The 24,271-nt window shown below is 65.3% G+C and carries 24 protein-coding genes; 16 read left to right on the top strand and 8 right to left on the bottom strand.

Annotated elements, in window-relative coordinates:
- Positions 1–20 precede the first annotated feature (20 nt).
- The 4 genes from hscA to AC6LJY_RS07740 all read left to right on the top strand — a co-directional run bounded on the left by hscA (position 21) and on the right by AC6LJY_RS07740 (position 3,452).
- The gene (gene hscA, locus AC6LJY_RS07755; RefSeq protein WP_120156162.1) at positions 21–1,883 is read left to right on the top strand and encodes a Fe-S protein assembly chaperone HscA; all 1,863 of its coding nucleotides are present in this window, start codon (positions 21–23) and stop codon (positions 1,881–1,883) included.
- Positions 1,884–1,892: 9 nt separating this feature from the next.
- Positions 1,893–2,234 (top strand): ISC system 2Fe-2S type ferredoxin, encoded by a 342-nt coding sequence (gene fdx, locus AC6LJY_RS07750; RefSeq protein ID WP_046805791.1) that lies wholly within the window; start codon positions 1,893–1,895, stop codon positions 2,232–2,234.
- Positions 2,234–2,428 carry a Fe-S cluster assembly protein IscX gene (gene iscX / locus AC6LJY_RS07745; protein WP_046805790.1) on the top strand — a complete coding sequence of 65 codons (195 nt, stop codon included), beginning with the start codon at positions 2,234–2,236 and terminating at the stop codon, positions 2,426–2,428. Before fdx ends, iscX begins: the two co-directional genes overlap by 1 nt.
- A gap of 133 nt (positions 2,429–2,561) precedes the next feature.
- Complete coding sequence (locus AC6LJY_RS07740; protein ID WP_104145022.1) at positions 2,562–3,452, top strand: methylglyoxal synthase; 891 nt, start codon at positions 2,562–2,564, stop codon at positions 3,450–3,452.
- Positions 3,453–3,460: 8 nt separating this feature from the next.
- Here the strand turns inward: AC6LJY_RS07740 and AC6LJY_RS07735 are convergent, their stop codons facing one another.
- On the bottom strand, positions 3,461–3,892 hold the full coding sequence (locus AC6LJY_RS07735) for a LysR substrate-binding domain-containing protein (RefSeq protein WP_498135673.1): 432 nt from the start codon (positions 3,890–3,892) through the stop codon (positions 3,461–3,463).
- Here AC6LJY_RS07735 and AC6LJY_RS07730 point away from each other — a divergent pair.
- Both AC6LJY_RS07730 and AC6LJY_RS07725 read left to right on the top strand, forming a co-directional pair.
- Positions 3,880–5,184 carry a CaiB/BaiF CoA transferase family protein gene (locus AC6LJY_RS07730; RefSeq protein ID WP_498135705.1) on the top strand — a complete coding sequence of 435 codons (1,305 nt, stop codon included), beginning with the start codon at positions 3,880–3,882 and terminating at the stop codon, positions 5,182–5,184. The two genes, AC6LJY_RS07735 and AC6LJY_RS07730, sit on opposite strands and share 13 nt — an antisense overlap.
- Positions 5,181–5,954 carry an enoyl-CoA hydratase/isomerase family protein gene (locus tag AC6LJY_RS07725; RefSeq protein WP_498135704.1) on the top strand — a complete coding sequence of 258 codons (774 nt, stop codon included), beginning with the start codon at positions 5,181–5,183 and terminating at the stop codon, positions 5,952–5,954. The genes AC6LJY_RS07730 and AC6LJY_RS07725 overlap by 4 nt, the downstream gene beginning before the upstream one ends.
- A 74-nt stretch (positions 5,955–6,028) precedes the next feature.
- Here AC6LJY_RS07725 and AC6LJY_RS07720 read toward each other — a convergent pair whose 3' ends face one another.
- Positions 6,029–6,829, bottom strand: coding sequence for an enoyl-CoA hydratase/isomerase family protein (locus tag AC6LJY_RS07720; protein WP_498135672.1), 801 nt, complete (start codon positions 6,827–6,829; stop codon positions 6,029–6,031).
- Positions 6,830–7,112: 283 nt separating this feature from the next.
- Here AC6LJY_RS07720 and AC6LJY_RS07715 point away from each other — a divergent pair, with 283 nt between their 5' ends.
- The 8 genes from AC6LJY_RS07715 to AC6LJY_RS07680 all read left to right on the top strand — a co-directional run bounded on the left by AC6LJY_RS07715 (position 7,113) and on the right by AC6LJY_RS07680 (position 15,601).
- Positions 7,113–7,937: an ABC transporter ATP-binding protein gene (locus AC6LJY_RS07715; protein WP_046805787.1), complete on the top strand. Its 825-nt coding sequence runs from the start codon at positions 7,113–7,115 to the stop codon at positions 7,935–7,937.
- On the top strand, positions 7,937–8,815 hold the full coding sequence (locus tag AC6LJY_RS07710) for a branched-chain amino acid ABC transporter permease (RefSeq protein ID WP_046805786.1): 879 nt from the start codon (positions 7,937–7,939) through the stop codon (positions 8,813–8,815). Before AC6LJY_RS07715 ends, AC6LJY_RS07710 begins: the two co-directional genes overlap by 1 nt.
- Positions 8,816–8,818: 3 nt before the next feature.
- Complete coding sequence (locus AC6LJY_RS07705) at positions 8,819–9,856, top strand: branched-chain amino acid ABC transporter permease (RefSeq protein ID WP_046805785.1); 1,038 nt, start codon at positions 8,819–8,821, stop codon at positions 9,854–9,856.
- A gap of 49 nt (positions 9,857–9,905) precedes the next feature.
- Positions 9,906–11,087 carry an ABC transporter substrate-binding protein gene (locus AC6LJY_RS07700; protein WP_498135671.1) on the top strand — a complete coding sequence of 394 codons (1,182 nt, stop codon included), beginning with the start codon at positions 9,906–9,908 and terminating at the stop codon, positions 11,085–11,087.
- Positions 11,088–11,151: 64 nt separating this feature from the next.
- Positions 11,152–11,946: an ABC transporter ATP-binding protein gene (locus AC6LJY_RS07695; RefSeq protein ID WP_046805831.1), complete on the top strand. Its 795-nt coding sequence runs from the start codon at positions 11,152–11,154 to the stop codon at positions 11,944–11,946.
- An 11-nt stretch (positions 11,947–11,957) separates the two neighbouring features.
- Complete coding sequence (locus tag AC6LJY_RS07690) at positions 11,958–13,799, top strand: AMP-dependent synthetase/ligase (RefSeq protein WP_498135670.1); 1,842 nt, start codon at positions 11,958–11,960, stop codon at positions 13,797–13,799.
- Positions 13,796–14,950 (top strand): acetyl-CoA C-acyltransferase, encoded by a 1,155-nt coding sequence (locus tag AC6LJY_RS07685; protein ID WP_314358913.1) that lies wholly within the window; start codon positions 13,796–13,798, stop codon positions 14,948–14,950. Before AC6LJY_RS07690 ends, AC6LJY_RS07685 begins: the two co-directional genes overlap by 4 nt.
- A 6-nt stretch (positions 14,951–14,956) precedes the next feature.
- Positions 14,957–15,601, top strand: a complete 645-nt coding sequence (locus AC6LJY_RS07680; protein WP_104145031.1) for a TetR/AcrR family transcriptional regulator — start codon at positions 14,957–14,959, stop codon at positions 15,599–15,601.
- Here AC6LJY_RS07680 and AC6LJY_RS07675 read toward each other — a convergent pair.
- The 6 genes from AC6LJY_RS07675 to AC6LJY_RS07650 all read right to left on the bottom strand — a co-directional run bounded on the left by AC6LJY_RS07675 (position 15,598) and on the right by AC6LJY_RS07650 (position 22,159).
- Positions 15,598–15,918 carry a preprotein translocase subunit TatB gene (locus AC6LJY_RS07675; protein WP_498135669.1) on the bottom strand — a complete coding sequence of 107 codons (321 nt, stop codon included), beginning with the start codon at positions 15,916–15,918 and terminating at the stop codon, positions 15,598–15,600. The genes AC6LJY_RS07680 and AC6LJY_RS07675 overlap by 4 nt on opposite strands.
- A 36-nt stretch (positions 15,919–15,954) precedes the next feature.
- Positions 15,955–17,478 carry a lysine--tRNA ligase gene (gene lysS / locus AC6LJY_RS07670; protein WP_498135668.1) on the bottom strand — a complete coding sequence of 508 codons (1,524 nt, stop codon included), beginning with the start codon at positions 17,476–17,478 and terminating at the stop codon, positions 15,955–15,957.
- A gap of 10 nt (positions 17,479–17,488) precedes the next feature.
- The gene (locus AC6LJY_RS07665; protein ID WP_314358904.1) at positions 17,489–18,244 is read right to left on the bottom strand and encodes an SDR family oxidoreductase; all 756 of its coding nucleotides are present in this window, start codon (positions 18,242–18,244) and stop codon (positions 17,489–17,491) included.
- A gap of 43 nt (positions 18,245–18,287) precedes the next feature.
- A protein-coding gene (gene prfB / locus AC6LJY_RS07660) for a peptide chain release factor 2 (protein ID WP_100856261.1) occupies positions 18,288–19,392 on the bottom strand; the annotation gives its coding sequence in 2 pieces (ribosomal slippage) (positions 18,288–19,310 and positions 19,312–19,392; 1,104 coding nt in all).
- Positions 19,393–19,532: 140 nt separating this feature from the next.
- Positions 19,533–21,233, bottom strand: coding sequence for a single-stranded-DNA-specific exonuclease RecJ (gene recJ / locus AC6LJY_RS07655; RefSeq protein ID WP_046805778.1), 1,701 nt, complete (start codon positions 21,231–21,233; stop codon positions 19,533–19,535).
- Positions 21,215–22,159, bottom strand: coding sequence for a hypothetical protein (locus tag AC6LJY_RS07650; protein WP_046805777.1), 945 nt, complete (start codon positions 22,157–22,159; stop codon positions 21,215–21,217). Before AC6LJY_RS07650 ends, recJ begins: the two co-directional genes overlap by 19 nt.
- 178 nt (positions 22,160–22,337) lie before the next feature.
- Between AC6LJY_RS07650 and AC6LJY_RS07645 the strand changes: the two genes are divergently transcribed.
- Both AC6LJY_RS07645 and AC6LJY_RS07640 read left to right on the top strand, forming a co-directional pair.
- Positions 22,338–23,570, top strand: coding sequence for a lipoprotein-releasing ABC transporter permease subunit (locus AC6LJY_RS07645; RefSeq protein ID WP_498135703.1), 1,233 nt, complete (start codon positions 22,338–22,340; stop codon positions 23,568–23,570).
- Entirely contained in the window at positions 23,563–24,267 is a 705-nt protein-coding gene (locus tag AC6LJY_RS07640; protein ID WP_046805775.1) for an ABC transporter ATP-binding protein, read from the top strand. Before AC6LJY_RS07645 ends, AC6LJY_RS07640 begins: the two co-directional genes overlap by 8 nt.
- Positions 24,268–24,271: the final 4 nt, after the last annotated feature.

The raw sequence follows: 24,271 nt of genomic DNA, 5'->3' as shown, positions 1-24,271 counted from the left end.
CTGACCAGAAAAAATAGATCATGGCCTTATTGCAGATATCCGAGCCCGGTGAATCGCCCGCGCCGCACCAGCGCAAGCTGGCGGTGGGCATCGATCTGGGCACTACCAATTCCCTCGTTGCGGCAGTGCGCAGCAGCGTGGCTGAAGTGCTGCCCGATGCGCAGGGCCATGCCCTGCTGCCGTCGGCGGTGCGCTACCTGCCGGGTGGCAAAGTCACAACGGGCCGCGAGCCCCTCGCGCAGCAAGCCGAAGACCCCTTGAATACCGTAGTTTCCGTGAAGCGATTCATGGGCCGTTCGCTGGAAGAGGCGCGTGCCACGCGTGCGCCTTATGAATTCGTGGACGCGCCCGGCATGGTCCGCATCCGCACGGTGCAGGGCGATTTGAGCCCTGTTGAAGTGTCGGCCCAGATTCTGGCGGTGCTGCGTCAGCGCGCCGAAGACGTATTGGGCGATGACTTGGTGGGCGCGGTGATTACCGTGCCCGCTTACTTTGACGACGCCCAGCGCCAGGCAACGCGCGACGCCGCGCGGCTGGCCGGGCTGAACGTGCTGCGCCTTCTGAACGAACCGACGGCTGCCGCCATCGCCTATGGCTTGGACCACGCATCGGAAGGCGTTTATGCCGTCTATGACCTGGGCGGCGGCACCTTTGATATTTCCATCTTGCGGCTGACGCAGGGCGTATTCGAAGTGATCTCCACCGGCGGCGATACGGCGCTGGGGGGTGACGATTTTGATGCGTTGATTGTCGATCACGCTGTGGCCAAGCTGGCGGCCGGCGAGTTTTCTGCCGCTGACCGGCGTGGTTTGTTGATGGCTGCGCGCGCCGCGCGTGAAGCCTTGTCCAGCGCGGACAGCGCGACGCTGAAGCTGGCGCTGGCCGACGGCCGCAACGTGGATCTGGTACTGACCCGCGCCGAATTCGAAACCTTGGCCCAGCCGCTTATCGAACGCACGCTGGATTGCGCGCGCCGCGCGCTGCGCGATGCGTCGTTGACGCCGGCGGACGTGAAAGGCGTGGTGATGGTGGGTGGCGCGACGCGCATGCCTGTCGTGCGGGCCGCAGTGGGCAAGGTGTTTGGCACGGAGCCCCTGACCGACCTGGACCCGGATCAAGTCGTCGCGCTGGGCGCGGCGTTGCAGGCGAATCTGCTGGCCGGTAATCGCGCACCGGGTGAAGATTGGCTGCTGCTGGACGTGATTCCGCTGTCGCTGGGTCTGGAAACCATGGGCGGGCTGGTTGAACGGGTGATCCCGCGCAACAGCACCATTCCCGTGGCGCGCGCCCAGGAGTTCACCACGTTCAAGGACGGCCAGACCGCCATGAGCATTCATGTGGTGCAGGGCGAACGCGACCTGGTGGCGGACTCCCGTTCCCTGGCTCGCTTCGAACTGCGCGGCATTCCGCCGATGGTGGCGGGCGCCGCGCGCATCCGCGTGACGTTCCAGGTGGATGCCGACGGCTTGCTCAGCGTGACTGCGCGCGAGCAAAGCACGGGCGTCGAGGCCGCCGTGTCGGTCAAGCCGTCTTACGGATTAAGCGACGACGAAATTGCCCAGATGCTGGCCGACAGCGTGGCGCAAGCCGATACCGACGCCCGCGCCCGCATGTTGCGCGAGCAGCAAGTGGACGCGCGCCAGTTGGTGGAATCCGTGCAAGCCGCGCTGGCGGTTGACGGCGACCTGCTGGACGCCGACGAGCGCCGCCGCGTTGATGAATGCCTGCAAGCCGCCATCGACGCCCAAGCGGCCGACGATGTGGACACCGTGAAGGGCGCCGTGCAGGCCTTGTCGGCCGCAACCGACGACTTCGCCGCGCGCCGCATGGACCGCAGCATTCGCGCCGCCTTGGCGGGTCGAAAACTTGATGAGATTGCCTGATAAGACGCTATGCCGAAACTGACTGTATTGCCTCATCCCGACTACTGCCCTGAAGGCGCCGTAATCGAGGACGCGCCCAAGGGCGTGTCGATCTGCCGCATTTTGCTGGACAACCATATCGACATCGAGCACGCCTGCGAACTATCGTGTGCGTGCACCACCTGTCATGTGGTCATCAAGCAGGGCTATTCCGCACTGGAAGACGCGACGGACGACGAAGAGGACTTGCTGGACAAGGCTTGGGGCTTGACGCCCACGTCGCGCCTGTCGTGCCAGGCGCTGGTGACCGATGCTGATCTGACGGTTGAAATTCCCAAGTACACCATCAACCATGCCAAAGAGGGCCATTGATGAAGTGGACCGATACCTACGACGTTGCGGCCGCCCTTGTCGACGCGCATCCTGACGTGGACCCCAAAACGCTGCGCTTCACGCAGCTGCGCGAATGGGTCATGGCCTTGCCTGGTTTCAACGACGACCCCGCCCACTGTGGCGAAAAAATCCTTGAAGCCATCCAGATGGCCTGGATCGACGAAGCGGACTGACCGCATCAAACAAAAACGCTCCCGGATGGGGGCGTTTTTGTTTGCGCGGCCGTCGTGCCGCCGTGCCGCCGTCAAGCGGCCACGTTATCATCAAGGATCCGTACGTTGTGTTCCACCTTGTCCGAGTCTACTGATGCCCGCTGCTCCATTGCGCTTTGGCCTGGCCGCCAACCGGCTGCACCACGAAACCCCCGATGCCGCTTTGTTCACCTGGTTGCGCGCGTGCTCGTCCACGATACGCGAGCTGGGCGTCCAACTGCACACCGTCGGCCGCACCCATGACGCCATCGTGCGCGAAGGGATGTTGCAGGGCTACAGCGGGCTGATCCGGTATCCCTACGGGCGCGAAGGCGGACTGATGAAGCTGGTGGCGCGCGTGACCGAAGGGCGCGACGGGCAGGCGCCGTTCGACGGCGCTATCTATCTGATCGACCCGGTGGATCCGTCGTCGATTTTCCCGGAAGCCTTGGCGTTAAAGCGTCAGTGCATCACGCATGGCCGACCGTTTATTTCAACGGTGGCCGGTGCTATCGAATGGATGGAAGTGGAACGCGTGCATGCCGGGTTGGCGCCTGATGCGTCCGTGTCGCGCCTGTTCAACTTCACGGGCCAGACGCTGGCCATGATCGCGCACGATGCGCTCAAAGACGAGATGGTGGCGTTTGCCAGCGAGCATTTCGACGTGTTGTCGCAGTTTGCCCGGCGCGTGGCGACAGGCACCACAGGCGGCCGGCTGAACGAATTGGCATGGTCGCGCGGGTGGCCCAAGGATACGCCGTGGGTGCATCGCTACCTGAGCGGTCCGCTGGGCGGCGACGCGCAGATTGCCGAACTGGTGCTTGAGCATCAGTGCCAGCGCGTGATCTTCTTCGAAGACCCGCATGTGGCGCGCCAGCACGAGGCCGACATTCAACTACTTGAACGCGCCGTGCGCGTGGTGACCGACTCCGCCACCTGCGCAACCTCGCCGACCGTGGCGCGGCGCTGGGCGCAGGCGGTCGAGAAGCGCGTCGGCCTGATCTGACACGCGAGCTAGCCGGGCAAGCCGCCATCGATGATAATCCGGCTTACCCGGTCCGCCACGGCGGTGGCCGCCATGGACAGCGGCAGCACGTCCGAACGGCATAGGAATACCGGCCGCGTCAGGCGCGGCGCTTTTATCCGGCGCAGCGACACCTCGCCGCGCATTGCCTCTTTGCGCACCGCTTCGTAGGACAGGATCGTGTGCGCCAGCCCGGCGTGAACCAGTTCTATCAATTGCGGGATCGCGTTGGCTTCTGCAATGACGCGAAACGCCGTGCGTTCCTGCTGCTGATAATTGTCCAGCAGCCGCCGCAAACTATGTGGATTGCCGGGCAAAACCAGCGGTAGTTTGGCCAGGGCGCCTAACCCCATCTTAGGTAACGTGGCCAATTGCCCGGACCACGCTTGTGCGCCGCCGCTTGCTGCCGGTGGCGACACCACCACCAGTTCCTCATCGGACGCCACTGAAAGACATTACGGTGCTGGATCTGAGCAAGGTGCTGGCCGGCCCGTTGTGCGGCCAGTATCTGGGCGAGCTGGGCGCGCGCGTCATCAAGGTTGAGCCCGTGGGCACCGGCGACGACACGCGCGCCTGGTTGCCGCAGGACGCCGGGCAATCCGCCACGTTCCTGGCCGTCAACCACAACAAGCGCAGCCTGGCCGTCGACTTGAAATCCGACGCGGGCAGGGCAGTGGTGCACCGGCTGGCCCAGCAGGCGGATGTGGTGTTGCAGGGGTTCGGCGGCAAGACCGCCGCGCGGCTCGGTGTTGACTACGACACGCTGGCCCGCCTGAATCCGACGCTGATCTATTGCGAAATTTCCGGGTATGGCCGCGAAGGGCCGATGGGTGATGAGCCCGGTTATGACGTGATGCTGCAAGCCTTCAGCGGCATGATCAGCACCATGGGCGAGCCGGGCGGCAACTTCGCCCGCGCCAGCTTTTCGCCGGTGGACCTGGGCACTGGGTCGTTTGCGTTGAGTGGCATTCTGGCGGCACTGCTTCAGCGTGCGCAGACGGGGCAAGGCCAGTATCTGGACGTGTCGTTGCTGGATACCTCATTGGGCTTGATGTCGTACATGGCGCAGAATTATTGGCGCACTGGCCAGATTCCGCGTCGCATGGGCACGGGCCACCCGGCGATGTGCCCGTATCAGGCGTTTCGCGCGGCGGATGGCGACCTGATGCTGGGCGTGGGCAATGACGCACAATGGAAGCGCTTTTGTGCCGTCGCCGGTTTGCAGGACAAGGTGAACGATCCGGAATTCGCCAGCAACGCGGCGCGCGTGCGCAACTTTGACGCGACCGTGGCATTGGTGCAGGCGCGGATTGCAACGCGAACGGTGGCCGACTGGATCGCCACGCTCAAGCCCGCCGGCATTGCCTGTTCGGCCATACACACGCTGGACCAGGCGCTGTCGCACCCGCAGGTGGCGGCACGCGAGCTCATCGTCAGCAGCCAGCATCCGGTGCTGGGTACGGTTCAGAACGTGGGCTTGCCCGTTCGGTTCGGCAAGCAGCCGCGCCAAGCCGCCATGCCTGCGCCGCTGCTTGGACAGCACAGCCGCGAGATTCTGGCAGACTTGGGCTACACGCCCGACGACATCGACGCCTTGCTTGCCGCCGGCAGCGTGCAGCAAGCACCCCAGCAAACACCCCAACAAGCACCCCAACAAGCACCCCAACAAGCACCCCAAGCGTCGCCCCACACAGCACCCGGAGAACCATGTTGACCTATCTACGCTACGAAGTGCGCGACCGGATCGCCGAGATTCACCTGTGCCATGCGCCGGTCAATGCACTGGATGTGGACATGCTGGATGCGTTGATCGCCGCGCTGGAGCGCGCCAATGCCGATACGGCCGTGCGCGCGGTGCTGCTGGCCAGCGATCTTCCCGGCCGCTTCTGCGCCGGGTTGGATATGAAGAAACTGATGGCTAGTTCAGCCGGCGAAATCCATGCGCTGTTGTCCCGGCTGTACGTCAAGCTCTACGACGCGCAATTCAACCTGACCAAGCCGTCGATATCCGTGGTGTCGGGCGCCGTGCGCGGCGGCGGCATGACGGTGGCCATTTCCAGCGACATGATCGTGGCTGCCAACAACGCCACGTTCGGGTATCCCGAGATTGATGTTGGTGTGCTGCCGGCCATTCACTACGCGCATCTGCCTGCCATCGTGGGCAAGCATCGCGCGTTTGATCTGCTCTTTACCGGCCGCACATTCAGTGCGCAGGAAGCGCACGCGCTGGGCCTGGTGGCGCGCGTTGAAGAAGAAGCGCAGTTGTTGGCGCAGGCGCGCCAGTTGGCGCAATCGTTGGCAAGCAAGCCGCCACAGGTGCTGGCCATGGGCCGCCGCGCGTTCGTGTTTGCCAACGATAACGACTACCGCCGCAAGCTGGCGACCGCCGTCGAGGTGTTCTGCAACGCTGCCGCCACGCCGGATGCCGCCGAGGGACTGTCGGCATTCGTGGAAAAGCGTGCACCGGTGTGGAAGCAAGCGTAGGGAACAGCAACGGCGGGGAGGGTCCATGAAGGCCGCGCGCCGCTCACGAACCCCTAACGCCCCCGCCCGCGCTATTACCCCTTGAACTGCGGCGCGCGTTTTTCGCGGAACGCGCGCACGCCCTCGGCAAAGTCCGCCCGACCCGCGGAATCCAAAAAGCGCGCCGTCTCCTCGGCCAGTTGCGTCTCCAAGGTGGCGTGCTGCGCGCTGCGCAGCAAAGCCTTCGCGCCCGCAATACCATGCGGCGCATGGCGGGCCAGTTCCTGGGCGTAGCGTGCGCCCGCCTCGGCCAGATCCGAAGCGGGCGCGCTGCGGTTAAGAATGCCCCATGCCAACGCATCGCTTGCCGTGAAGGCATCGTGTCGCAGCAGCAGGTCCAGCGCGCGCCGTGCGCCGAGCACGCGAACCAGCCCGTGCGTCATACCCGCGTCGGGCGTTGCGCCCAGCTTCAGGTACGCAGTCATGAAGCGTGTGTCGTTATCGGCAATGGCCAGATCGCAGGCCAGCACCAGCGACAAGCCAGCGCCCGCCGCGACGCCATGCGCTTGCGCCAACCAGATCTTGTTCATGCGTGCGATGCGCGCGATGAAATCATTTAGCGGCGTGAACAGGTCCAGCAAGGTGGCGCGCACCTGCGCCGCTTCGCCGGTGAACATGCTGATGTCGCCGCCGGCGCAAAACGCCTTGCCCGCCGCACGCAACCGAACGACCCGAATATCCTTCTGCGTTTCCAGCCATTGCGCGGCGCGTTGCAGGTCGCGCGCCATGGCGACGTCGATGGCGTTAAGCGTGTCGGGGCGGTTCAGCGTGACGGTGGCCAGCGTGCCGTCCGCCTCCAGCAGCACGGAATCGAACGTGGGAAGTTCCTGGGTCATGGCGTGTCTCCGTTATCGGGTAAGTACCAACTGTCGATCCAAAAACCGCGATGCTATGGTCTGAACCGAGCGCTTGCTTGGTTTTGTTTTAAGCAGGCCTAGCGTAACGCATAGCACTGCCGCATAGCACTGTCGCATTGAACGATTTTCCGGCGCTGGATTGGCGTAGGTAAAAGACAGGTTCGTTGCATCGCCTGCCTGGCGGGTCGCCCGATTCATCGCCCAAAAAAAATGTCCGCCACAAGGCGGCAAATAACTTCGCGATCAATCAGCGAGGAGACAAATGGTGGATCAGTCCGAACACGCTCCCTTGCTGGAGGTGGATGGCGTTACCTTGGCTTTTGGCGGCGTAAAAGCGCTGACGGGCGTGGGCTTCCGGGTGGCGCCCGGCACCATCACCACCGTCATCGGCCCCAACGGCGCAGGCAAGACGTCGCTGTTCAACACCATTTCCGGCTTCTACAAGCCGGCCACCGGCCAGATCCGATTTGAAGGCCGCGACATCAGTCGCGTGGCGGCGCCCGAGCGCGCGCGGATGGGCTTGGCGCGCAGCTTTCAGAACATCGCGCTGTTTCGCGGCATGACCGTGCTGGACAACATCAAGCTGGGTCGCCACGCGCACCTGCGCACCAACGTGCTGGATGCGCTGCTGTACCTGGGCCGCGCGCGCCGCGAAGAAATGGCGCTGCGGGCCGACATCGAAGAACGCATCATCGACTTTCTTGAAATCGACCACATCCGCCATGCGCCCGTGGCGGCGTTGTCCTATGGGTTGCAAAAGCGCGTGGAACTGGCCCGCGCGCTGGCCATGCAGCCCAAGGTGCTGATGCTGGACGAACCCGTGGCCGGCATGAATCGCGAAGAAACCGACGACATGGCGCGCTTCATCCTGGATGCGCGCACCGAATGGGGCGTGACGGTGCTGATGGTTGAGCACGACATGGGCATGGTGATGGACCTGTCGGATCACGTCGTGGTGCTGAACTTTGGCCAGGTGATTGCCGATGGCACGCCCGCCGAGGTGCAAGCCAACCCCGAGGTCATCAAAGCCTATCTGGGCGCGGGGGACGTGGGCGACCTGCGCCGCCGTCTGCGGGAGGCCGCGTGATGGACGCGCTGTTCTTCCTGGAAGTGACCCTGGCGGGACTGGGCAGTGGCGGCCTGTACGCGCTGGCTGCCCTGGCGTTCGTCATCGTCTACAAGGCCACGCGCGTCGTGAACATCGCCATCGGTGAATTCCTGATGCTGGGCGCCTATGTGTTTTACGCGTTTGCCACCGGCATGCAGTGGCCGATCTGGCTGGCCATTGTGGGTGCTGTCGTCGTGTCGGGCGCGTTGGGCGCGCTGGTCGAACGGCTGACGATACGGCCGATGCTGGGCGAAGCGCCCATCTCGGTATTCATGGTGACCGTGGGCCTGGCCTCGATTCTGGTGGGGGTGGTGGAACTGATCTGGACAGCGGATCAACGGCGCTTGCCGGAATTCATGCCGCGCTCGCCCGTGATGATCGGCGAGGCATTTGTTGCCCCCAAGGTGTTCTACGGATTCTGGGTGGCGGTGGTGCTGGCGTTGCTGGTGCTGGTGGTGTTTCGCTACTGGCGCGGCGGCGTGGCCTTGCGCGCCACGGCGTCCGATCAGGGCGCGGCCTATGCGATGGGCATCAACGTGCCGCGCGTGTTCTCGTTGGCCTGGGTGGCGGCGGGCGCGCTGGCGGCGGTGTCGGGCGTGATCGTGGGCGCCATCGGCGGCATCTCTTCGTCGATGGGCGTGTTCGGCCTGTCGGTATTGGTGGTGGTGATCGTGGGCGGGCTGGACAGCGTGGCGGGGGCGCTGGTGGGCGGTGTGTTCATCGGCTTGCTGGAAGCCTGGGCAGGCGCCTATCTGGGTGGCGAATTCAAACTGCTGGCCACTTTCATCGTGCTGGTCGTGGTGCTGATGGTCAGGCCCTACGGCCTGTTCGGCACCCGTGAAATCGAGAGGCTCTGACTCATGCGCATCGCGACCGCGAAACAGACTTACCTGGCGGACGAGGCCCTGTTCGATACGCGCACCCAGCACGTGTGGCTGGCCTTGCTGGCGGCTTCGCTGGTGTTGTTCCCATTCGTGGCCGACGCGTACTGGTTGTACCTGGCCTGTCTGGTCGCTATCAATATCGCCAGTGCCACGGGCTTGAATATCCTGACGGGCTACACCGGGCTGGTCAGCCTGGGTCAAGCCGCGTTCATGGGGCTGGGCGCGTACACGGTGGCCGTGATGGAACTGCGCCTGGGTACGCCGGTGCTGGTCAATTTGCTGGGGGGCGGGGTGGTGGCCATGCTGGGCGGGCTGCTGGTGGGCATCCCGTCGTTGCGGGTCAAGGGCCTGTACCTGGCCATCGCCACCATCGCCGCGTCGTTCATCGCGCATTTCATCTTTGCCAATTGGCAATTTACTGGCGGCACCACCGGCTTGCAGGTGCCCCCCGCGCGCTTGCTGGGCGTGGACCTGGACACGTCGTTCAAGATCTATTGGCTGATCGTGCCGGTGACGATCCTGATGGTGCTGGGCGCTGCCAACCTGTTTCGCACCCGCATCGGCCGCGCCTTCATCGCCATCCGCGACCGCGATATCTCGGCCGAAGTGCTGGGCATCCACCTGCTGCGCTACAAGCTGCTGTCGTTCGGGCTGTCGTCTTTTTATGCGGGCGTGGCGGGCGGCTTGTGGGCGTACTTTTTTCGCGTCGTCACACCCGAGAGCTTTCCGCTGATCATGTCGATTTTTTTCCTGGCTGCGATCATCGTGGGTGGCATGGGCTCGATCCTGGGGGCCATCCTGGGCGCGGTCTTTATGACGATGGTGCCGGAACTGCTCAAGCTGATCGTCGGTTGGCTGCCCGTAGGGGGCGACGCGCTTCGCTTGGTATCGCCGGTGCGCACCATTGTTTTCGGCCTGCTGATCGTGGGCTTCCTGATCTTCGAGCCGCATGGGCTCGCGGAAATCTGGCGGCGCGTGCGTCGCTTCTTTCACCTGTGGCCATTCCGGACCTGAACGCGGTTTGGCCGATTGCATGATCCAAAAAGACCCAAGGAGACACACCATGAAGCGCATCCGGATAGGCAGCGGTTTATCGAGGTTGTTGGCCCCGCTGGGCCTGGCGGCGGCAATAGCGGCGGCGCCCGCCGCGCACGCTGCTGACGACCTGGTGCTGGGCGGGTCAATTCCCTTGAGCGGCGTGTTCGCGTTCGCCGGTCAGGGCATCCACGCCGGCATCACCGATTACGTGAAGATCATCAACGACCAGGGCGGCATCAAGGGGCGCAAGCTGCGCTACGTGCCGGAAGACACGGCGTACAAGGTCGATGCGTCGGTGGCCGCCTTCAAGAAGATCACCAGCCAGAATAAGGTGAATTTCTACTACGGCGATTCCACGGGCTTTTCAAAGACTATCAACGCTGAATTGAACCGCACGGGCGACATTCTGATGACGGGCGCGTCGTTCGCCACCGAGCTGAACGACCCCGCCAAGTATCCGGCGCAGTTCATGCTGGGGCCCGACTACACCGAAATGTTCGGCATCCTGCTGCGCTACATCGCCAAGGAGCAGCCTGGTGCGAAAGTCGCGTTCGTGTATTCCGACACCGAGTTCGGCCGCGACCCGATTGCCAGTTCGCGCGCGGTCGCGGAAAAGCTGGGCCTGAAGGTCGCTACCGAGATCATGACGCCGCCGGGCAGCGTGGACGTGTCCACCGAAGTCATCAAGCTGCGCCGCGCCGACCCTGACTTCACGATCTTCCACGGCTACGTGCTGGCGCCCATTCCCGAATTCGTGGGACAGGGCAAGCGCATGGGCTTGAAGACGCGCTACATGGGCACGTTCTGGACGATGGACAACTCCACCGTGATGCAGATGGGCGAAGACGCCGAGGGCTTCATGGGCGTGATGCCGTATCGCTACTACTACGACACCGAGGGCGATGCGCCGATGCTCAAGAAGATTCGCGAGATGCGTCCGCAATATCAAAGCACGGGCTATATGCAGGGCTTCCTGGCCGCGATGCTGTTTTCCGAAGTGGCCAAGCGCACCCTGGACGCCGGCAAGGAGTTGACCAGCGCCAACATGAAAGCCGCGCTGGATGGCATCAAGGACTTCGACACGGGTGGGCTGATCGGCGTGCCCATCACCATCAAGGGCAACTCCATTCCGGTGGGCCGGATCTATCGCGCCGATGTGAAGCAAAAGCAGATGGTGCCGGCGTCCGACTGGATCGTGCTCAAGTGAGGCGCCTGTGACGTTCGCCCCTGACGCGCACGCGGCATCGACCGGCACCGCCACGCCCGCGGCGGTGCTGGACATCAACAATATCGAAGTCGTCTACAACAAGGCGGTGCAGGTGCTGCGCGGGCTGTCCCTGTCGGTGCCGGCCGGCAACATCGTGGCGCTCTTGGGCAGCAACGGCGCGGGCAAGTCCACCACGCTCAAGGCCGTGTCGGGTCTGCTGGACCTGGAAGACGGGGCACTGGTGCGCGGCCACATCGTGTTCAACGGCGGCGACACTCGCGGCGCCAAGCCGCAGAACCTGGTGCGATCGGGCCTTGCGCACGTGATGGAAGGGCGCCGCGTATTTGAAGACCTGACCGTGGAAGAAAACCTGGTGGCCGCCACCTACGCGCTGACGGGCAGGCCCGGCGCGCGGGTGGACTTCGACCTGGTCTACGGCTACTTTCCGCGCCTGTTCGAGCGGCGGCGCGGCCTGGCGGGCTATCTGTCTGGCGGTGAACAGCAGATGCTGGCCATCGGCCGAGCGTTGATCGCGCAGCCGCGCCTGATGCTGCTGGACGAGCCCTCGCTGGGCTTGTCGCCGATGCTGGTCGAAAACATTTTTTCCATCATCGCGCGCATCAACGCCGAGCAGGGCGTGTCGATGTTGCTGGTTGAGCAGAACGCGTCGGTGGCGCTGGCCGTGGCGCACTACGGCTACATCATGGAAACCGGCAAGGTGGTCATCGACGGCTCGGCCGACAAGCTGGCCGCCGACCCCGACGTGCGCGAATTCTATCTGGGCGTGGGCGGCACGGGCGAGGCGCGCGGCTTTCGCGATATCAAGCATTACAAGCGCCGCAAGCGCTGGCTGTCATGAAGGACAAGGCCATGGTTGCGTTGATTGATCCCGCCGTCTGGCCCGAGCTGACCCTGCCGCAGATGTTGCGCGAGCAGGCGCGGCGCAAACCCACGGCCATCGCCATCCGGCAAAAAGACTTTGGCATCTGGAAGCCGCTGTCGTGGGCGGACTACTGGCAGCGCGCCTGCCGCGTGGGCCTGGGGCTGCGTGCCCTGGGCTTGGGGGCAGGCGGGCGCGTGGCCATCGTGTCGGAAAACCGCGTGGAATGGCTGCTGACGCAGTTGGGGGCGGGCACGGTGGGCGGCGTGGCGGTGGGTGTGTATTCGACCAGCCCGGCCGAGGAAATGGGTTATGTGCTGGAGCATGCCGACGTCGAACTGGTGGTGTGCGAAGACCAGGAGCAGACCGACAAGGTGCTGCAAGTGGCCCACCGGCTGCCCTTGCTGCGCCGCATTGTGATGATGGAGACCAAAGGCCTGCGGTCATACCCGCCCGCCGACCGCACGCGCATCGTCACCTTTGCCGAAGTCGAAGCCGACGGCGCGCGTCGCGAGGCCGTCGAGTTTCCCGCGCTGAACGCCGCGCTGGATACGCAGCGGCTGGATGACACGGGGCTGATGATTTATACGTCGGGCTCCACCGGCAAGCCCAAGGGCGCCATGCTTAGTTACCGCAACATGCGCGGCGTGGCGCCGGGCATCGCGGACCGGCTGTCGATGGATGCGGCCAGCGTGCACCTGTCGTATCTGCCGTTATGCCATGTGGCCGAGCAAATGCTGTCCACCTTCGTGCCTCTGTACCTGGGGTCGCAGGTGAATTTTGGGGAATCCATTCGCACCGTGCAGGAGGACCTGCGTGAAGTGGCGCCGACGATTTTCCTGGGCGTGCCGCGCATCTGGGAAAAGTTGCACGCGTCGATCTCGATCAAGATGCAGGAGGCGGGGCGGCTGCAACAGTGGTTGAACCGGCGGGCGCTGGCGCGTTGTGCGCCGTTTCTTGAAAAGTCGCCTGCGCAATACAGTGCGGGCGAACGGCTAACGCATGCGCTGTGGTACTGGCTGGTGCTGCGCGCCTTGCAGAACTTCATCGGCTTGCGGCGCGTGCGCGTCGCGATGACGGGCGCCGCGCCGATACCGCCCGATGTGGTCCGCTACTTTCGCAATCTGGGCGTGCCGCTGCTGGAAGTCTATGGGCTGACCGAGTCCGCCGGCATGATCTTCGGCCAGCACCCCGATCGCGTGAAGGTAGGCACGGTGGGTGAACCGATCCTGGGCGTGGAATGGAAGATGGGCGAGGCGGGTGAATTGCTGGTGCGCGGCGACATGGTGTTCCAGGGCTATTACAAGAACCCGGACGCCACCGCCGATACGGTGCGCGACGGCTGGCTGCATACGGGCGACGTGGTGGCGGAACAGGACGGCCGCGTGCGCATCGTGGATCGCCTGAAAGACATCATGATCACGGCCGGCGGCAAGAACCTGACGCCGTCCGAAATCGAAAACGCCGTCAAGGGCAGCCCGTATGTGAAGGAATGCATCGTGATCGCGGATGGGCGCAAGTTCGTGTCGGCGCTGATCCAGCTTGAATTCGACACGGTGGGCAAGTGGGCCGAGTCGCGCCGCATTGCGTTTACGCATTTCCGGTCTCTGGCGGAATCGCCCGAGGTGCGCGAGCTGGTGCAGCAGGAGGTGTCGCGCGCCAACGCCGGGCTGGCCCCGGTGTCGCAGATCAAGCGCTTTCACCTGTTGACCAAGGAACTGGACCACGATGATGGCGAGGTCACGGCCACGATGAAAGTGCGCCGGGCCAGCATCTATCGCACGTACGCGAACGAAATCGAAAGGCTCTACGTTGAGGAGACGATGGCATGAATGACGCCGTGATCGTGGAGGCGGTTCGCACGCCGTTTGGTCGGCGTGGCGGATGGTGGGCCGATACGCGGCCCGATACGTTGCTGGCGCAGACGGTGGATGGCTTGCTGGCGCGTGCCGGCTTGCCGGGCGACAAGGTCGAGGACCTGATCGCGGGCTGCGTCAGCCAGGCGGGTGAGCAGGGCGCAAACGTGGGGCGGCTGGCGGCACTGCTGTCCGGCGTGCCGGCAACCGTTCCGGGCGTAACACTGAACCGCATGTGCGGCTCCAGCCAGCAGGCGGTGCATTTTGGCGCGCAAGCCATCGCGGCGGGCGATATGCGCTACGTGGTCGCGGGCGGCGTCGAAAGCATGAGCCGCGTGCCGATGTTCCTGGACGTGACCTTGGGCCAGGGCGAATTCAAGGGTTTTGAATCCTTGAACCCGGCGCTGTTGGAACGCCATGCGCTAGTGCATCAGATTGAAAGCGCCGAGCGCATTGCCGACCAATGGAAACTGTCGCAGGCGGACATGGACGATTGGGCGCGTGAAAGCCACGCACGCGCCTGGGCCGCCGCGCGGGCCGGCCTGCATGCCGAACTGCTGCCCGGCCCGCAAGACGCCGCGCATCGGGACGAAGGTATCAGGGAGAAGACCGACGCGGCGCGTATGGCTGCCATGGCGCCCGCGATGCGGCCCGCTGGCCAGGGCGGCGTTACCGCCGCCAACGCCAGCCAGCTGGCAGACGGGGCGGCGGCGGTGTTGCTGGCGGATCGCGACACCGCGCTGTCCGACGGGCTGCGGCCTCGGGCGCGCTTCCTGGCGCGGGTGGTCGTGGGGTCCGACCCGGTGATGCAGCTGACGGGCGTGATCCCGGCGGCGCGTCAGGCCTTGGCGCGTGCCGGGTTGGCGCTGGAAGACATCGACTGGATCGAAATCAACGAAGCCTTCGCCAGCGTGGTGCTGGCGTGGCAGCGCGAGCTTGATGCGAAGCCCGCGCGCGTGAATCCCTGGGGCGGCGCCATCGCGCACGGCCACCCATTGGGTGCGACCGGTGCCGGGCTGATGGCCAAGATGCTGGCGGGGCTGGAGGCGACCGAGGGTGAAATCGGCATGCAGCTGATGTGCATCGGCCATGGCATGGCCACGGCCACCATCATTCAAAGGCTGTGATCGGCCATGACCAAGACCGCGGCCCTTGTGCCGCGCGAAGAGGGCGCTGATTCCGAACGCCGCCGCGAACTGGTCCTGACGGCCGGCAGGCTGTTCTGCAAGCACGGCTACGAACGGACCACGGTGCGCGAACTGGCGCGCGCCGTGGGCTTGCAGTCGGGCAGCCTGTTCCATCACTTTCGCAGCAAGGAAGAGATCCTGGTGGCGGTGATGAACAACGGCATCCAGGAAGTGATCGACGGCGGCGAACGCGCGCTGGCGTACTACGATGCGCCGGCGGATCGGCTTGCCGCGCTGTTTCGCGTGCACATGTGGAGCATGCTGCAAGGCGCGGGCGGCGATGCAATGAATGCGTTGGTCTACGAATGGCGCAGCTTGTCCGCGCCCAGCCAGTCGGCGGTCAAGGCGCTAAGCGATCGCTACGAAGCGATGTGGCAGTCGGTGGTGGCGGATGCCGTTCAGACGGGGCTGATCCAGGGCGACGCGCGCGTCATCAAGCGCTGCGTGTTGGGGGCGATGAACCTGACGGTGCAGTGGTACAAGCCTGGCGGGCGTCTGGCGCCGGCGGCTTTCATCGATGCGATGTTGTTGGCGTCGTTGCCGGCGTTGCCGGAAGGGGCGGGCGCGTGGCCGCTGGATGCCGCCGCCTAGCCGCGACGCTTCAGGAATGCCGCCACGGCGCACGCCACGCCCAAGGCCAGCAGGCAACCGGAGACAGGCAGCAGGAAGTCGGCTTCGCCGTGATAGCCGCCGCCGGTGACGCCGCCGGCCACGCCACCCATCCACAACAGCGCCGTCAAGATCGCGGCCACCACGGAGATGGCGGTGGCGATGCATAGCGCAATGAACACCGGGCGGCGTGGCCGCGCGGGCGCGTAGGTCGCGCCCGGCAGGACGCGGCGGGGGTGCTTGATCCAAAAGACCAGCCCCGCCACGATCAGCAGCAGCATCAGGATCTTGAAGATCACGACGCTGCTCCGGCGCTCGCCTGCGCTGCTGCGACCTTAGTCTTCACGACGCAGGTGCGGGAACAGGATGACGTCGCGGATGCTGGGGCTGTCGGTCAGCAACATGACCAGGCGGTCGATGCCGATGCCGCAGCCGCCTGTCGGAGGCATGCCGTATTCCAGCGCGCGGATGTAGTCCGCGTCGTAGAACATGGCTTCTTCGTCGCCGGCGTCCTTGGCTTCGACTTGCGAGCGGAAGCGTTCGGCCTGGTCTTCGGGGTCGTTCAATTCCGAGAAGCCGTTGGCGATTTCGCGGCCGGTCATGAAGAGCTCGAAGCGCTCGGTGATGCCTGCTCGTGTGTCGGAGGCTCGCGCCAGCGGCGACACTTCAACCGGGTAGTCGATGATGTACGTGGGGTTCCAGAGCTTGGCTTCGGCCGTCTCTTCGAACAGCGCCAGTTGCAGCGCGCCCAGGCCGGCGCGCGACAGCACGGGGCCGTCAGCGTCCGCGCCCAGCTTCTTGAGTTCGGCGCGCACGAAGACCGGGTCGTCCAGCTGTGCCTGCGTGTAGCCCGGCGCGTACTTCAGGATGGCTTCGCAGATGGTCAGGCGGTCGAACGGCTTGGACAGATCAAGCTCGCGCTCCTGATACGTCAGCACGGCGCTGCCGGTGGCCGAGATGGCGGCCTGGCGGATCAGTTCTTCCGTGAAGTCCATCAGCCAGCGGTATTCCGCATAGGCCGCGTAGAACTCCATCATCGTGAATTCAGGGTTGTGACGCGGGCTGACGCCTTCGTTGCGGAAGTTGCGGTTGACTTCGAACACGCGTTCGAAGCCGCCGACGATCAGGCGCTTCAGGTAGAGCTCGGGCGCAATGCGCAGGTACATTTCCATGTCCAGCGCATTGTGGTGCGTGACGAACGGCTTGGCCGCCGCGCCGCCCGGAATCGGGTGCAGCATCGGCGTTTCCACTTCCAGGAAACCGGCGTTCAGCATGAACTGGCGGATGCTGCCCACGGCCTTGCTGCGCGCTTCGAACGTGCGGCGCGTGGCGTCCGTCATGATCAGGTCAACGTAGCGCTGGCGGTAGCGCAGTTCCTGGTCGGCCACGCCGTGGAACTTGTCGGGCAGCGGACGCAGCGACTTGGACAGCAGGCGGGCGGTGGCGGCGTGCACCGACAATTCGCCCTTGTTGGTCTTGAAGACCGACCCTTCGATCGCGATGATGTCGCCGATGTCCCATTGCTTGAACGCGGCGTAGTTGTCTTCGCCCAGCGTGCCCCGGTCCAGGTAGATCTGGATGCGGCCGGTGCTGTCTTGCAGCGTGGCGAAGCTGGCCTTGCCCATGACGCGCTTGAGCATCATGCGGCCGGCCACCTTGACGGTGACGCCGGCGGCGGCCAGGGCTTCCTGCTCCTCGCCGTCGTACTTGTCGTGCAGCGCGGCGGCGCGGGCGTCCGGAACGAAGTCGTTCGGGTACGCAACCCCGGTTTCGCGCAGTTTGGCCAGCTTGGCGCGCCGTTCGGCGATCAAGCGGTTTTCATCCTGGGCGGGTGCCGGAGCGGTCGAGTGGTCGGTCATGGTAAGGGGATCAGTCGTAATTGCGGATGTCGTCGATGTCGGTCGTGCCGAAATCTTCGCGATCCAGGTAGGCAAGGATGCGGGCGGCCACATTGGCGGGCGAAGCGAGCTTGCCCGTGGCGTGGAAGTCCTGGAACTTGGCCAGCGCGGGGAAGCTGTCGGGGTCGCTGGAACGGATGGCGACCTGCATGTCGGTGTCGACAATGCCGGGAGCCAGCGCGACGATGCGCGCGCCGTCGGCGCCTTGTTCCTGCTTGACCACGCGCGTGTACATGTCCAGCGCGGCCTTGGTGGCGCAGTAGACGCCCCAGCCGGCGTTCGGGTTGCGGCCCGCGCCGGAGGAAATGTTCAGCACGCGGCGGTCAGCGTTAAGGCCTTCGACGGCGGCCAGAAAGCGCGCGGTCAGCAGCATGACGGCGGTGACGTTCAGGTTGAAGGCGGCGGTAATGGCCGCGCTGTCGATCAGGGCGTCGGTACCGGCCACGGGGTGCACCGTGCCCGCATTGTTGATAAGCAGATAGCGCTTGGCATCGCGCGGCAGGGCCGCGCAGATGCGTTCAGCCGAGGCTTCGGCCGCTTTCAAGTCCGAGAGGTCCACGGACAGTTGTTCCAGCTGCACATCCTGCGACTGCGCGTAGGCGGCCAGTTCGGGGTCTTCGCGGCGCGCCAGCGTGATCAGGCGGGTGCCCGGTTTGGCCAGGCCGCGCGCCATGGCGGCGCCGATGCCGCGCGAAGCGCCGGTAAGGATTGCGATGGTGTCAGACATTCGTGGACCTCTGGGTACGGTTAGCGGAAGTATCGCGACAGACTTAAACGCCTTGCTTCAGGCTGGCCTGGATGAAGGGATCCAGGTCGCCGTCCAGCACTTTCTGCGTGTTGGAGATTTCAACGTTCGTACGCAGGTCCTTGATGCGGCTTTGGTCCAGCACGTACGAACGAATCTGGTGGCCCCAGCCCACATCGGTCTTGGAGTCTTCCAGCTTCTGCTGTTCGGCCATGCGGTTGCGCATTTCCAGTTCGTAGAGCTTGGACTTCAGCATCTGCATGGCTTCGGCGCGGTTGCGATGCTGCGAGCGGTCGTTCTGGCACTGCACCACGATGCCCGTCGGGATGTGCGTCAGGCGCACGGCGGAATCGGTCTTGTTGATGTGCTGGCCGCCCGCGCCGGACGCGCGGTAGGTGTCCACGCGCAGGTCGGCGGGGTTCACTTCCACTTCAAACGATTCATCGACTTCGGGGTATACGAAGACGCTGGCGAACGAGGTGTGGCGGCCGCCGGACGAATCGAACGGGCTCTTGCGAACCAGGCGATGCACGCCGGTTTCGGTACGCAGGTAGCCAAAGGCGTATTCGCCTTCCATCTTGATGGTGGCCGACTTGATGCCCGCGACGTCGCCTTCGGATTCTTCCAGGACTTCGACCTTGAAGCCCTTGCGCTCGGCGTACTTGAGGTACTGGCGCAGCAGCATCGATGCCCAGTCCTGGGCTTCCGTGCCGCCCGCGCCCGCCTGGATGTCCAGGAAGCAGTTCAGCGGGTCGGCCGGGTTGGAGAACATGCGGCGAAATTCCAGGTTTTCCAGCTTTTCCTGGAACGCGTCGGCGTCCTTTTCGATGGATTCGAGCGTGGAATCGTCGTCGTCGGCCTCGGCCAGTTCAAACAATTCGTTGGCGTCGGCCAGGCCCGTGCCAAGACCGGTGAGCGTTTCCACCACGTCTTCCAGGGCTTTCTTTTCACGGCCCAGGTCCTGGGCGTGCTTGGGGTCGTTCCAGACCGCCGGGTCTTCGAGCTCGGCGTTTACAACGTGCAGGCGTTCAGCTTTGGCATCGTAGTCAAAGATACCTCCGTAGAGCCTGTTCGCGCTCCGCGTAATCGGCGAGGCGGGCTGCGAGCTGGTTCTGACGTTCGGCTTCCATGATGATCCTGTCCTGATGACTTTTGTGCGAAACCTGGCATTTTACCGTGGTTGGGGCAACTACGCGGGCGCGTGTTGCAACAGAGGGGACGGATCGCTGGTTGGGAAGCGATCGTGCCGGCGTCGGCTCCCCCCCAGGCTTTACCCCGCGTGCTCGATCACCAGCTGCACGGACACCATGCCGTTCCAGACGTTCTGTTCCAGGCGGTACGCGGCCTGGATGTGTTCGGGCAGCGACTGGTCGTGGCCGAACCAGATGGCGTCAAAGCGCTGGTGGCCGCGTTCCAGCGACAGCTTCAAGTGCTTTTCGCCGACCAGGCGCTGGTTGCGTACGGTGAATTCGTCCAGGAACAGGGGGGCGGCAAAGCCCGCGCCCCAGACCTGTTGCTGCAACATGCCGGCGATTTCGGCGTTGGCGTAGCCGGTTTCCAGCGACCCGTCGGTTTCAATGACCGGTTCGAAGGTGTCGCGGCCGGTCAGCTCGCGCACGGCGGCGTCGAACGCGGGCGCGAAGGCGGGAAAGTCGGCGCGGCCCAGCGTCAGGCCGGCCGCCATGGCGTGGCCGCCGAATTTGCGGATCAGGTTGGGGTGGCGCTTGGACACGAGGTCCAGCGCGTCGCGCAGATGCACGTCGGGAATGGAGCGGCCCGAGCCACGGATTTCGTCATCGCCCGCCGGCGCGAAGGCCAGCGTGGGACGCCAGAATTTTTCTTTCAGGCGCGAGGCCACCAGCCCCACCACGCCCTGGTGCCAGCCGGGGTCGAACACGCAGACCGTGGCGCCCGCCGCCGCATTGGGCGCTTCCATGGCGGCCAGTGCCTGTTCGCGCATTTCGGCTTCGATCGTGCGGCGTTCGCGGTTGATGTTGTCGAGCTCGCGCGCCATTTCCAGCGCTTGCGCTTCGTCATCCGTCGTCAGGCAGGCGATGCCCAGGCTCATGTCGGCCAGGCGGCCCGCCGCGTTGATGCGCGGGCCCAGCGCAAAGCCCAGGTCGAAACCATTGGCGCTGCGCGGTTCGCGGCCCGCCACGGCAAACAGCGCGCGCAGGCCCGGTTGCAGCCGGCCGCTGCGCATGCGCTGCAAGCCCTGCGTGACCAGCAGGCGGTTGTTGGCGTCCAGCTTGACCACGTCGGCAACGGTGCCCAGCGCCACCAGGTCGGACAGCGCGTCCAGGCGCGGGCCGCCATCGGCGGGGTAAACACCACGGCGACGCAACTCGGCGCGCAGCGCCAGCATCATGTAGAAGATCACGCCCACGCCGGCCAGGTTCTTGGACGGGAAGCCGCAGCCGGGCTGGTTCGGGTTCACGATGGCCAGCGCGTCGGGCAGGGTGTCGCCGGGCAAGTGGTGGTCGGTGATGACCACGCCGATGCCCGCGTCGTTGGCGGCGGCCACGCCGTCCACGCTGGCGATGCCGTTGTCCACGGTGATGATGATGTCGGGCTTGCCGCTGCGGTGGCGCACGGCCAGCTCGACCACGGCGGGCGACAGGCCATAGCCGGTCTCAAAGCGGTTGGGCACCAGGAAGTCGACGTCGGCGCCCATGGCCGACAAGGCGCGCAGCCCGACCGCGCAGGCGGTGGCGCCGTCGCAATCGTAGTCGGCCACGATCAAGAGCTTTTTGCCGGCCTGGATGGCATCGGCCAGCACGCCGGCGGCGTGCGCGGAATGGGTCAGGCCGGCGGGCGGCAACAACGATGGCCAGGCCAGCTTGGTCTGATCAGGATGCGTGACGCCGCGCGCGGCCCACAGGCGGGCCAGCAAGGGATGGATGCCCGACGCTTCCAGGACGCGGCAGGCGTCCAGGTCGGCGGGGCGAGTCGTTAAGCGGGGTGAGACCACCAGGCGCTCCAGTTTTTCTTGGGCGCGGGCAGCAAGCCCAGCAGGCCCCCGCGCGGTTTCAGGGTCAGGGCGACTTGGCGGTCGTCGCCCAGCAGCAGCAGTTCGGCGGGCCTGTCGGGCACGCCCTGCTTGCCCGCCAGGGGGCGCAAATGCTGCGTATCGAGTTCGGTCAGGGCATCAAGCCAGGCGGCCCAATCGCCCGCGCGCTGGGGCGCGTCAAGGCCGGTCAGCACGCGTTCCGGGCCGGGCGCGGCCACCGGCCAGGGCGTGCCGCCGCCGTACAGCCATAGCGCATTGACGGGCGGCAGGCCGCGCGCGGCGCGGTCGTCGTTGACGGGGTGTTCGTGCCACGCCATCTGTATTTCATTCAGCAAGCGCCGCCACGGCCGCGTTTCCGCGTCCTGGCGCCACCATTCATTCAAGCGATGCCCCGCCACGACCATCGGCGATGCCGTCTGCGGACGCAGGCCGTCAGGCAAGGTCAGCCGCCAGCGCTGCGGGGACAGGGGCTGGACCGTAAAACCGGTGCCGTCGAACAAGGGCTGCGCCGTGTCCAGCAAGGCGGCGGATTCTTCGGGGCGCAGATCCATCTGGCCCGGGTCCAGCAGATTGGCCTGGTCCGCGCCCAGGGCCAGATGGACCAGCTCGGCCAGCCACACGGCTTGCCCGGACGGGGCCTGCTCATCGGCCAGCAACGGACCCAGGCCCGCGCCTTGCAGCAGGCCGGGCTCGGGTCGGTAGCCCGCGCGGGTCAGTTGCCAGGATTCGAAAGCCGTGCACCCGGCGGCACGTACATCGAAGGGGGCGGCCCGGGCGGCGCCGGCCAGCAACCAGCGGTGCAGCGTGGGGGCGCGTTCAGGCAGCAGCTTGGCCAGTTCGGCGGCAACGGGAAGGGCGGGCAGGGCGCCCGGAATGACGATCAGCATGGCCGCGATTGTAGTCCGCCCGGGCGGCGGGAACTAAGCGGCGGTGTCGGCTGCCATAGGTTGACACGGCTGGTCGTGGAACCGCACATCCGCGGCGCGATTTCCAGGCCGTTAATGCCATAATGCGCACGTGCTGAAAATACCCTACGAACTCTGGATAGGCGCCCGCTATGCCGGGATGGCCCGAATCCGCCAGCGACGCGGGCGCCGCGATCGCTTCATCTCCTTCATCGCCGCCAGCTCCATGGCGGGCATCGCGCTGGGCGTTGCCGCCCTGATCGTAGTGCTGTCCGTGATGAACGGTTTCCAAAAAGAAGTGCGCGACCGCATGTTGTCGGTGCTGCCGCACATCGAACTCTATATTCCCGGCGCCTTGCCCGAACAGGTGCTTGAGCGCTGGCAGCAGTTCGCCACCGCCGCCGAGCAAAACCCCCAGGTCAAGGCCGGCGCGCCCTTCGTGGCGGCGCAGGGCATGCTGGTGCGGGGGCAGGCGTTGCGTGGTGTGCAGGTACGGGGCATCGACCCGGTCACCGAAGGCAACGTGTCGGACCTGCCGCGCCAGATGGTGTCGGGCAAGCTGACCGATCTGAAAGCCGGTGGCTTTGGCGTGGTGCTAGGCAACGAACTGGCCGACGGGCTGGGCGTGAAAGTGGGCGACACGCTGTTGATGATGGCGCCGCAAGGCTCAATCAGCCCGGCCGGCTTTGCGCCGCGCATGCGCCAGTTCACCGTGGTGGGCGTGTTCTCGTCGGGCCACTATGAATACGATTCGTCGCTGGCGTTTGTCGATAACCAGGACGCCGCCCGCGTGTTCCGGGAAAGCGGCACGGCCGGTGTGCGGCTGCGCATTGCCGACATGCAAAAAGCGCCCGAAGTCGCCAATGAACTGAAGAAGGTGCTGCCGCCTTACGTGATGGCCAGCGACTGGTCGCGCAACAACCGCACCTGGTTCGCCGCCGTGCAAACCGAAAAGCGCATGATGTTCCTGATCCTGGCGCTGATCGTGGCGGTGGCCGCGTTCAACCTGCTGTCGTCGTTGGTGATGGCCGTGAAAGACAAGCAGTCGGACATCGCCATCTTGCGCACGCTGGGCGCGGGGCCGGGTGAAGTCGCGCGCATCTTCCTGGTGCAAGGCGCGATGATCGGCGTTATCGGCACCTTGCTGGGCGTGGTGGGCGGCATTGCCATTGCCTACAACGTGGATGTGATCGTGCCGTTCATCGAGCGCATGCTGGGCGTGCATTTCCTGCCGCGCGAAGTCTATTTCATCAGCGCGTTGCCGTCCGACCCGCAAATGGGCGACATCGCCACCATCGGCCTGACGTCGCTGGTGCTGTCGTTGCTGGCGACGCTGTATCCCAGCTGGCGCGCCTCGCGTCTGCAACCGGCACAGGTGCTGCGCCATGATTAAGATTCCAAACGCAGACGCCCTGACGCCCGCGTTGCAGGCCGAGAACATCGTCAAGTACTACGACGAAGGCCCCGCCCGCATTGACGTGCTAAGCAACGTCAGCCTGTCGGTGGCGCGCGGTGAAATGGTTGCCATCGTGGGCGCTTCCGGCTCGGGCAAGAGCACCTTGCTGCACATCCTGGGCTTGCTTGACGTGCCCACCAGCGGCTCGGTGTCGGTGGACGGCAAACTGGCCGTGGGCTTGTCCGAGGCCAAGAAAAGCGCCGTGCGCAACAGCAGCCTGGGCTTTGTCTATCAGTTTCATCATCTGCTGCCGGAATTTTCCGCGCTGGATAACGTGGCCATGCCGCTGATCGTGCGCCGCGAGACCCGCGACAAGGCTCGCGCCGCCGCGCGCGAAGTGCTGGCGCTGGTGGGCCTGGCCGCGCGCGAGGACCATTTTCCGGGGCAGTTGTCGGGCGGTGAACGCCAGCGTGTGGCGCTGGCGCGCGCGCTGGTCACGCGACCTGTTTGCGTGCTGGCCGACGAACCCACCGGCAACCTGGACCGCAACACCGCGCACAAAATGTTTGAATTGTTGACGCGCGTGAACCAGGAATCGGGCACGGCATTCGCCATCGTCACGCATGATCCTGAACTGGCCGCCCGCGCCGACCGCCAACTGCTGATGGAAAACGGCCGGCTGGTGTCGGGGTAGCAGG

It is taken from the genome of Achromobacter sp. RT286_PF (assembly GCF_059760425.1).
This window is presented reverse-complemented; position numbering and strand designations above follow the sequence as displayed.

Coding starts and splice junctions, on each gene's coding strand:
- AC6LJY_RS07700 (WP_498135671.1), top strand. CDS start 9,906: ATGAAGCGCATCCGGATAGGCAGCGGTTTATCGAGGTTGTTGGCCCCG.
- AC6LJY_RS07650 (WP_046805777.1), bottom strand. CDS start 22,159: ATGCTGATCGTCATTCCGGGCGCCCTGCCCGCCCTTCCCGTTGCCGCC.
- AC6LJY_RS07720 (WP_498135672.1), bottom strand. CDS start 6,829: ATGACCCAGGAACTTCCCACGTTCGATTCCGTGCTGCTGGAGGCGGAC.
- AC6LJY_RS07715 (WP_046805787.1), top strand. CDS start 7,113: ATGGTGGATCAGTCCGAACACGCTCCCTTGCTGGAGGTGGATGGCGTT.
- AC6LJY_RS07705 (WP_046805785.1), top strand. CDS start 8,819: ATGCGCATCGCGACCGCGAAACAGACTTACCTGGCGGACGAGGCCCTG.
- AC6LJY_RS07645 (WP_498135703.1), top strand. CDS start 22,338: ATGGCCCGAATCCGCCAGCGACGCGGGCGCCGCGATCGCTTCATCTCC.
- fdx (WP_046805791.1), top strand. CDS start 1,893: ATGCCGAAACTGACTGTATTGCCTCATCCCGACTACTGCCCTGAAGGC.
- iscX (WP_046805790.1), top strand. CDS start 2,234: ATGAAGTGGACCGATACCTACGACGTTGCGGCCGCCCTTGTCGACGCG.
- AC6LJY_RS07665 (WP_314358904.1), bottom strand. CDS start 18,244: ATGTCTGACACCATCGCAATCCTTACCGGCGCTTCGCGCGGCATCGGC.
- lysS (WP_498135668.1), bottom strand. CDS start 17,478: ATGACCGACCACTCGACCGCTCCGGCACCCGCCCAGGATGAAAACCGC.
- AC6LJY_RS07680 (WP_104145031.1), top strand. CDS start 14,957: ATGACCAAGACCGCGGCCCTTGTGCCGCGCGAAGAGGGCGCTGATTCC.
- hscA (WP_120156162.1), top strand. CDS start 21: ATGGCCTTATTGCAGATATCCGAGCCCGGTGAATCGCCCGCGCCGCAC.
- AC6LJY_RS07640 (WP_046805775.1), top strand. CDS start 23,563: ATGATTAAGATTCCAAACGCAGACGCCCTGACGCCCGCGTTGCAGGCC.
- AC6LJY_RS07710 (WP_046805786.1), top strand. CDS start 7,937: ATGGACGCGCTGTTCTTCCTGGAAGTGACCCTGGCGGGACTGGGCAGT.
- AC6LJY_RS07685 (WP_314358913.1), top strand. CDS start 13,796: ATGAATGACGCCGTGATCGTGGAGGCGGTTCGCACGCCGTTTGGTCGG.
- AC6LJY_RS07740 (WP_104145022.1), top strand. CDS start 2,562: ATGCCCGCTGCTCCATTGCGCTTTGGCCTGGCCGCCAACCGGCTGCAC.
- AC6LJY_RS07690 (WP_498135670.1), top strand. CDS start 11,958: ATGGTTGCGTTGATTGATCCCGCCGTCTGGCCCGAGCTGACCCTGCCG.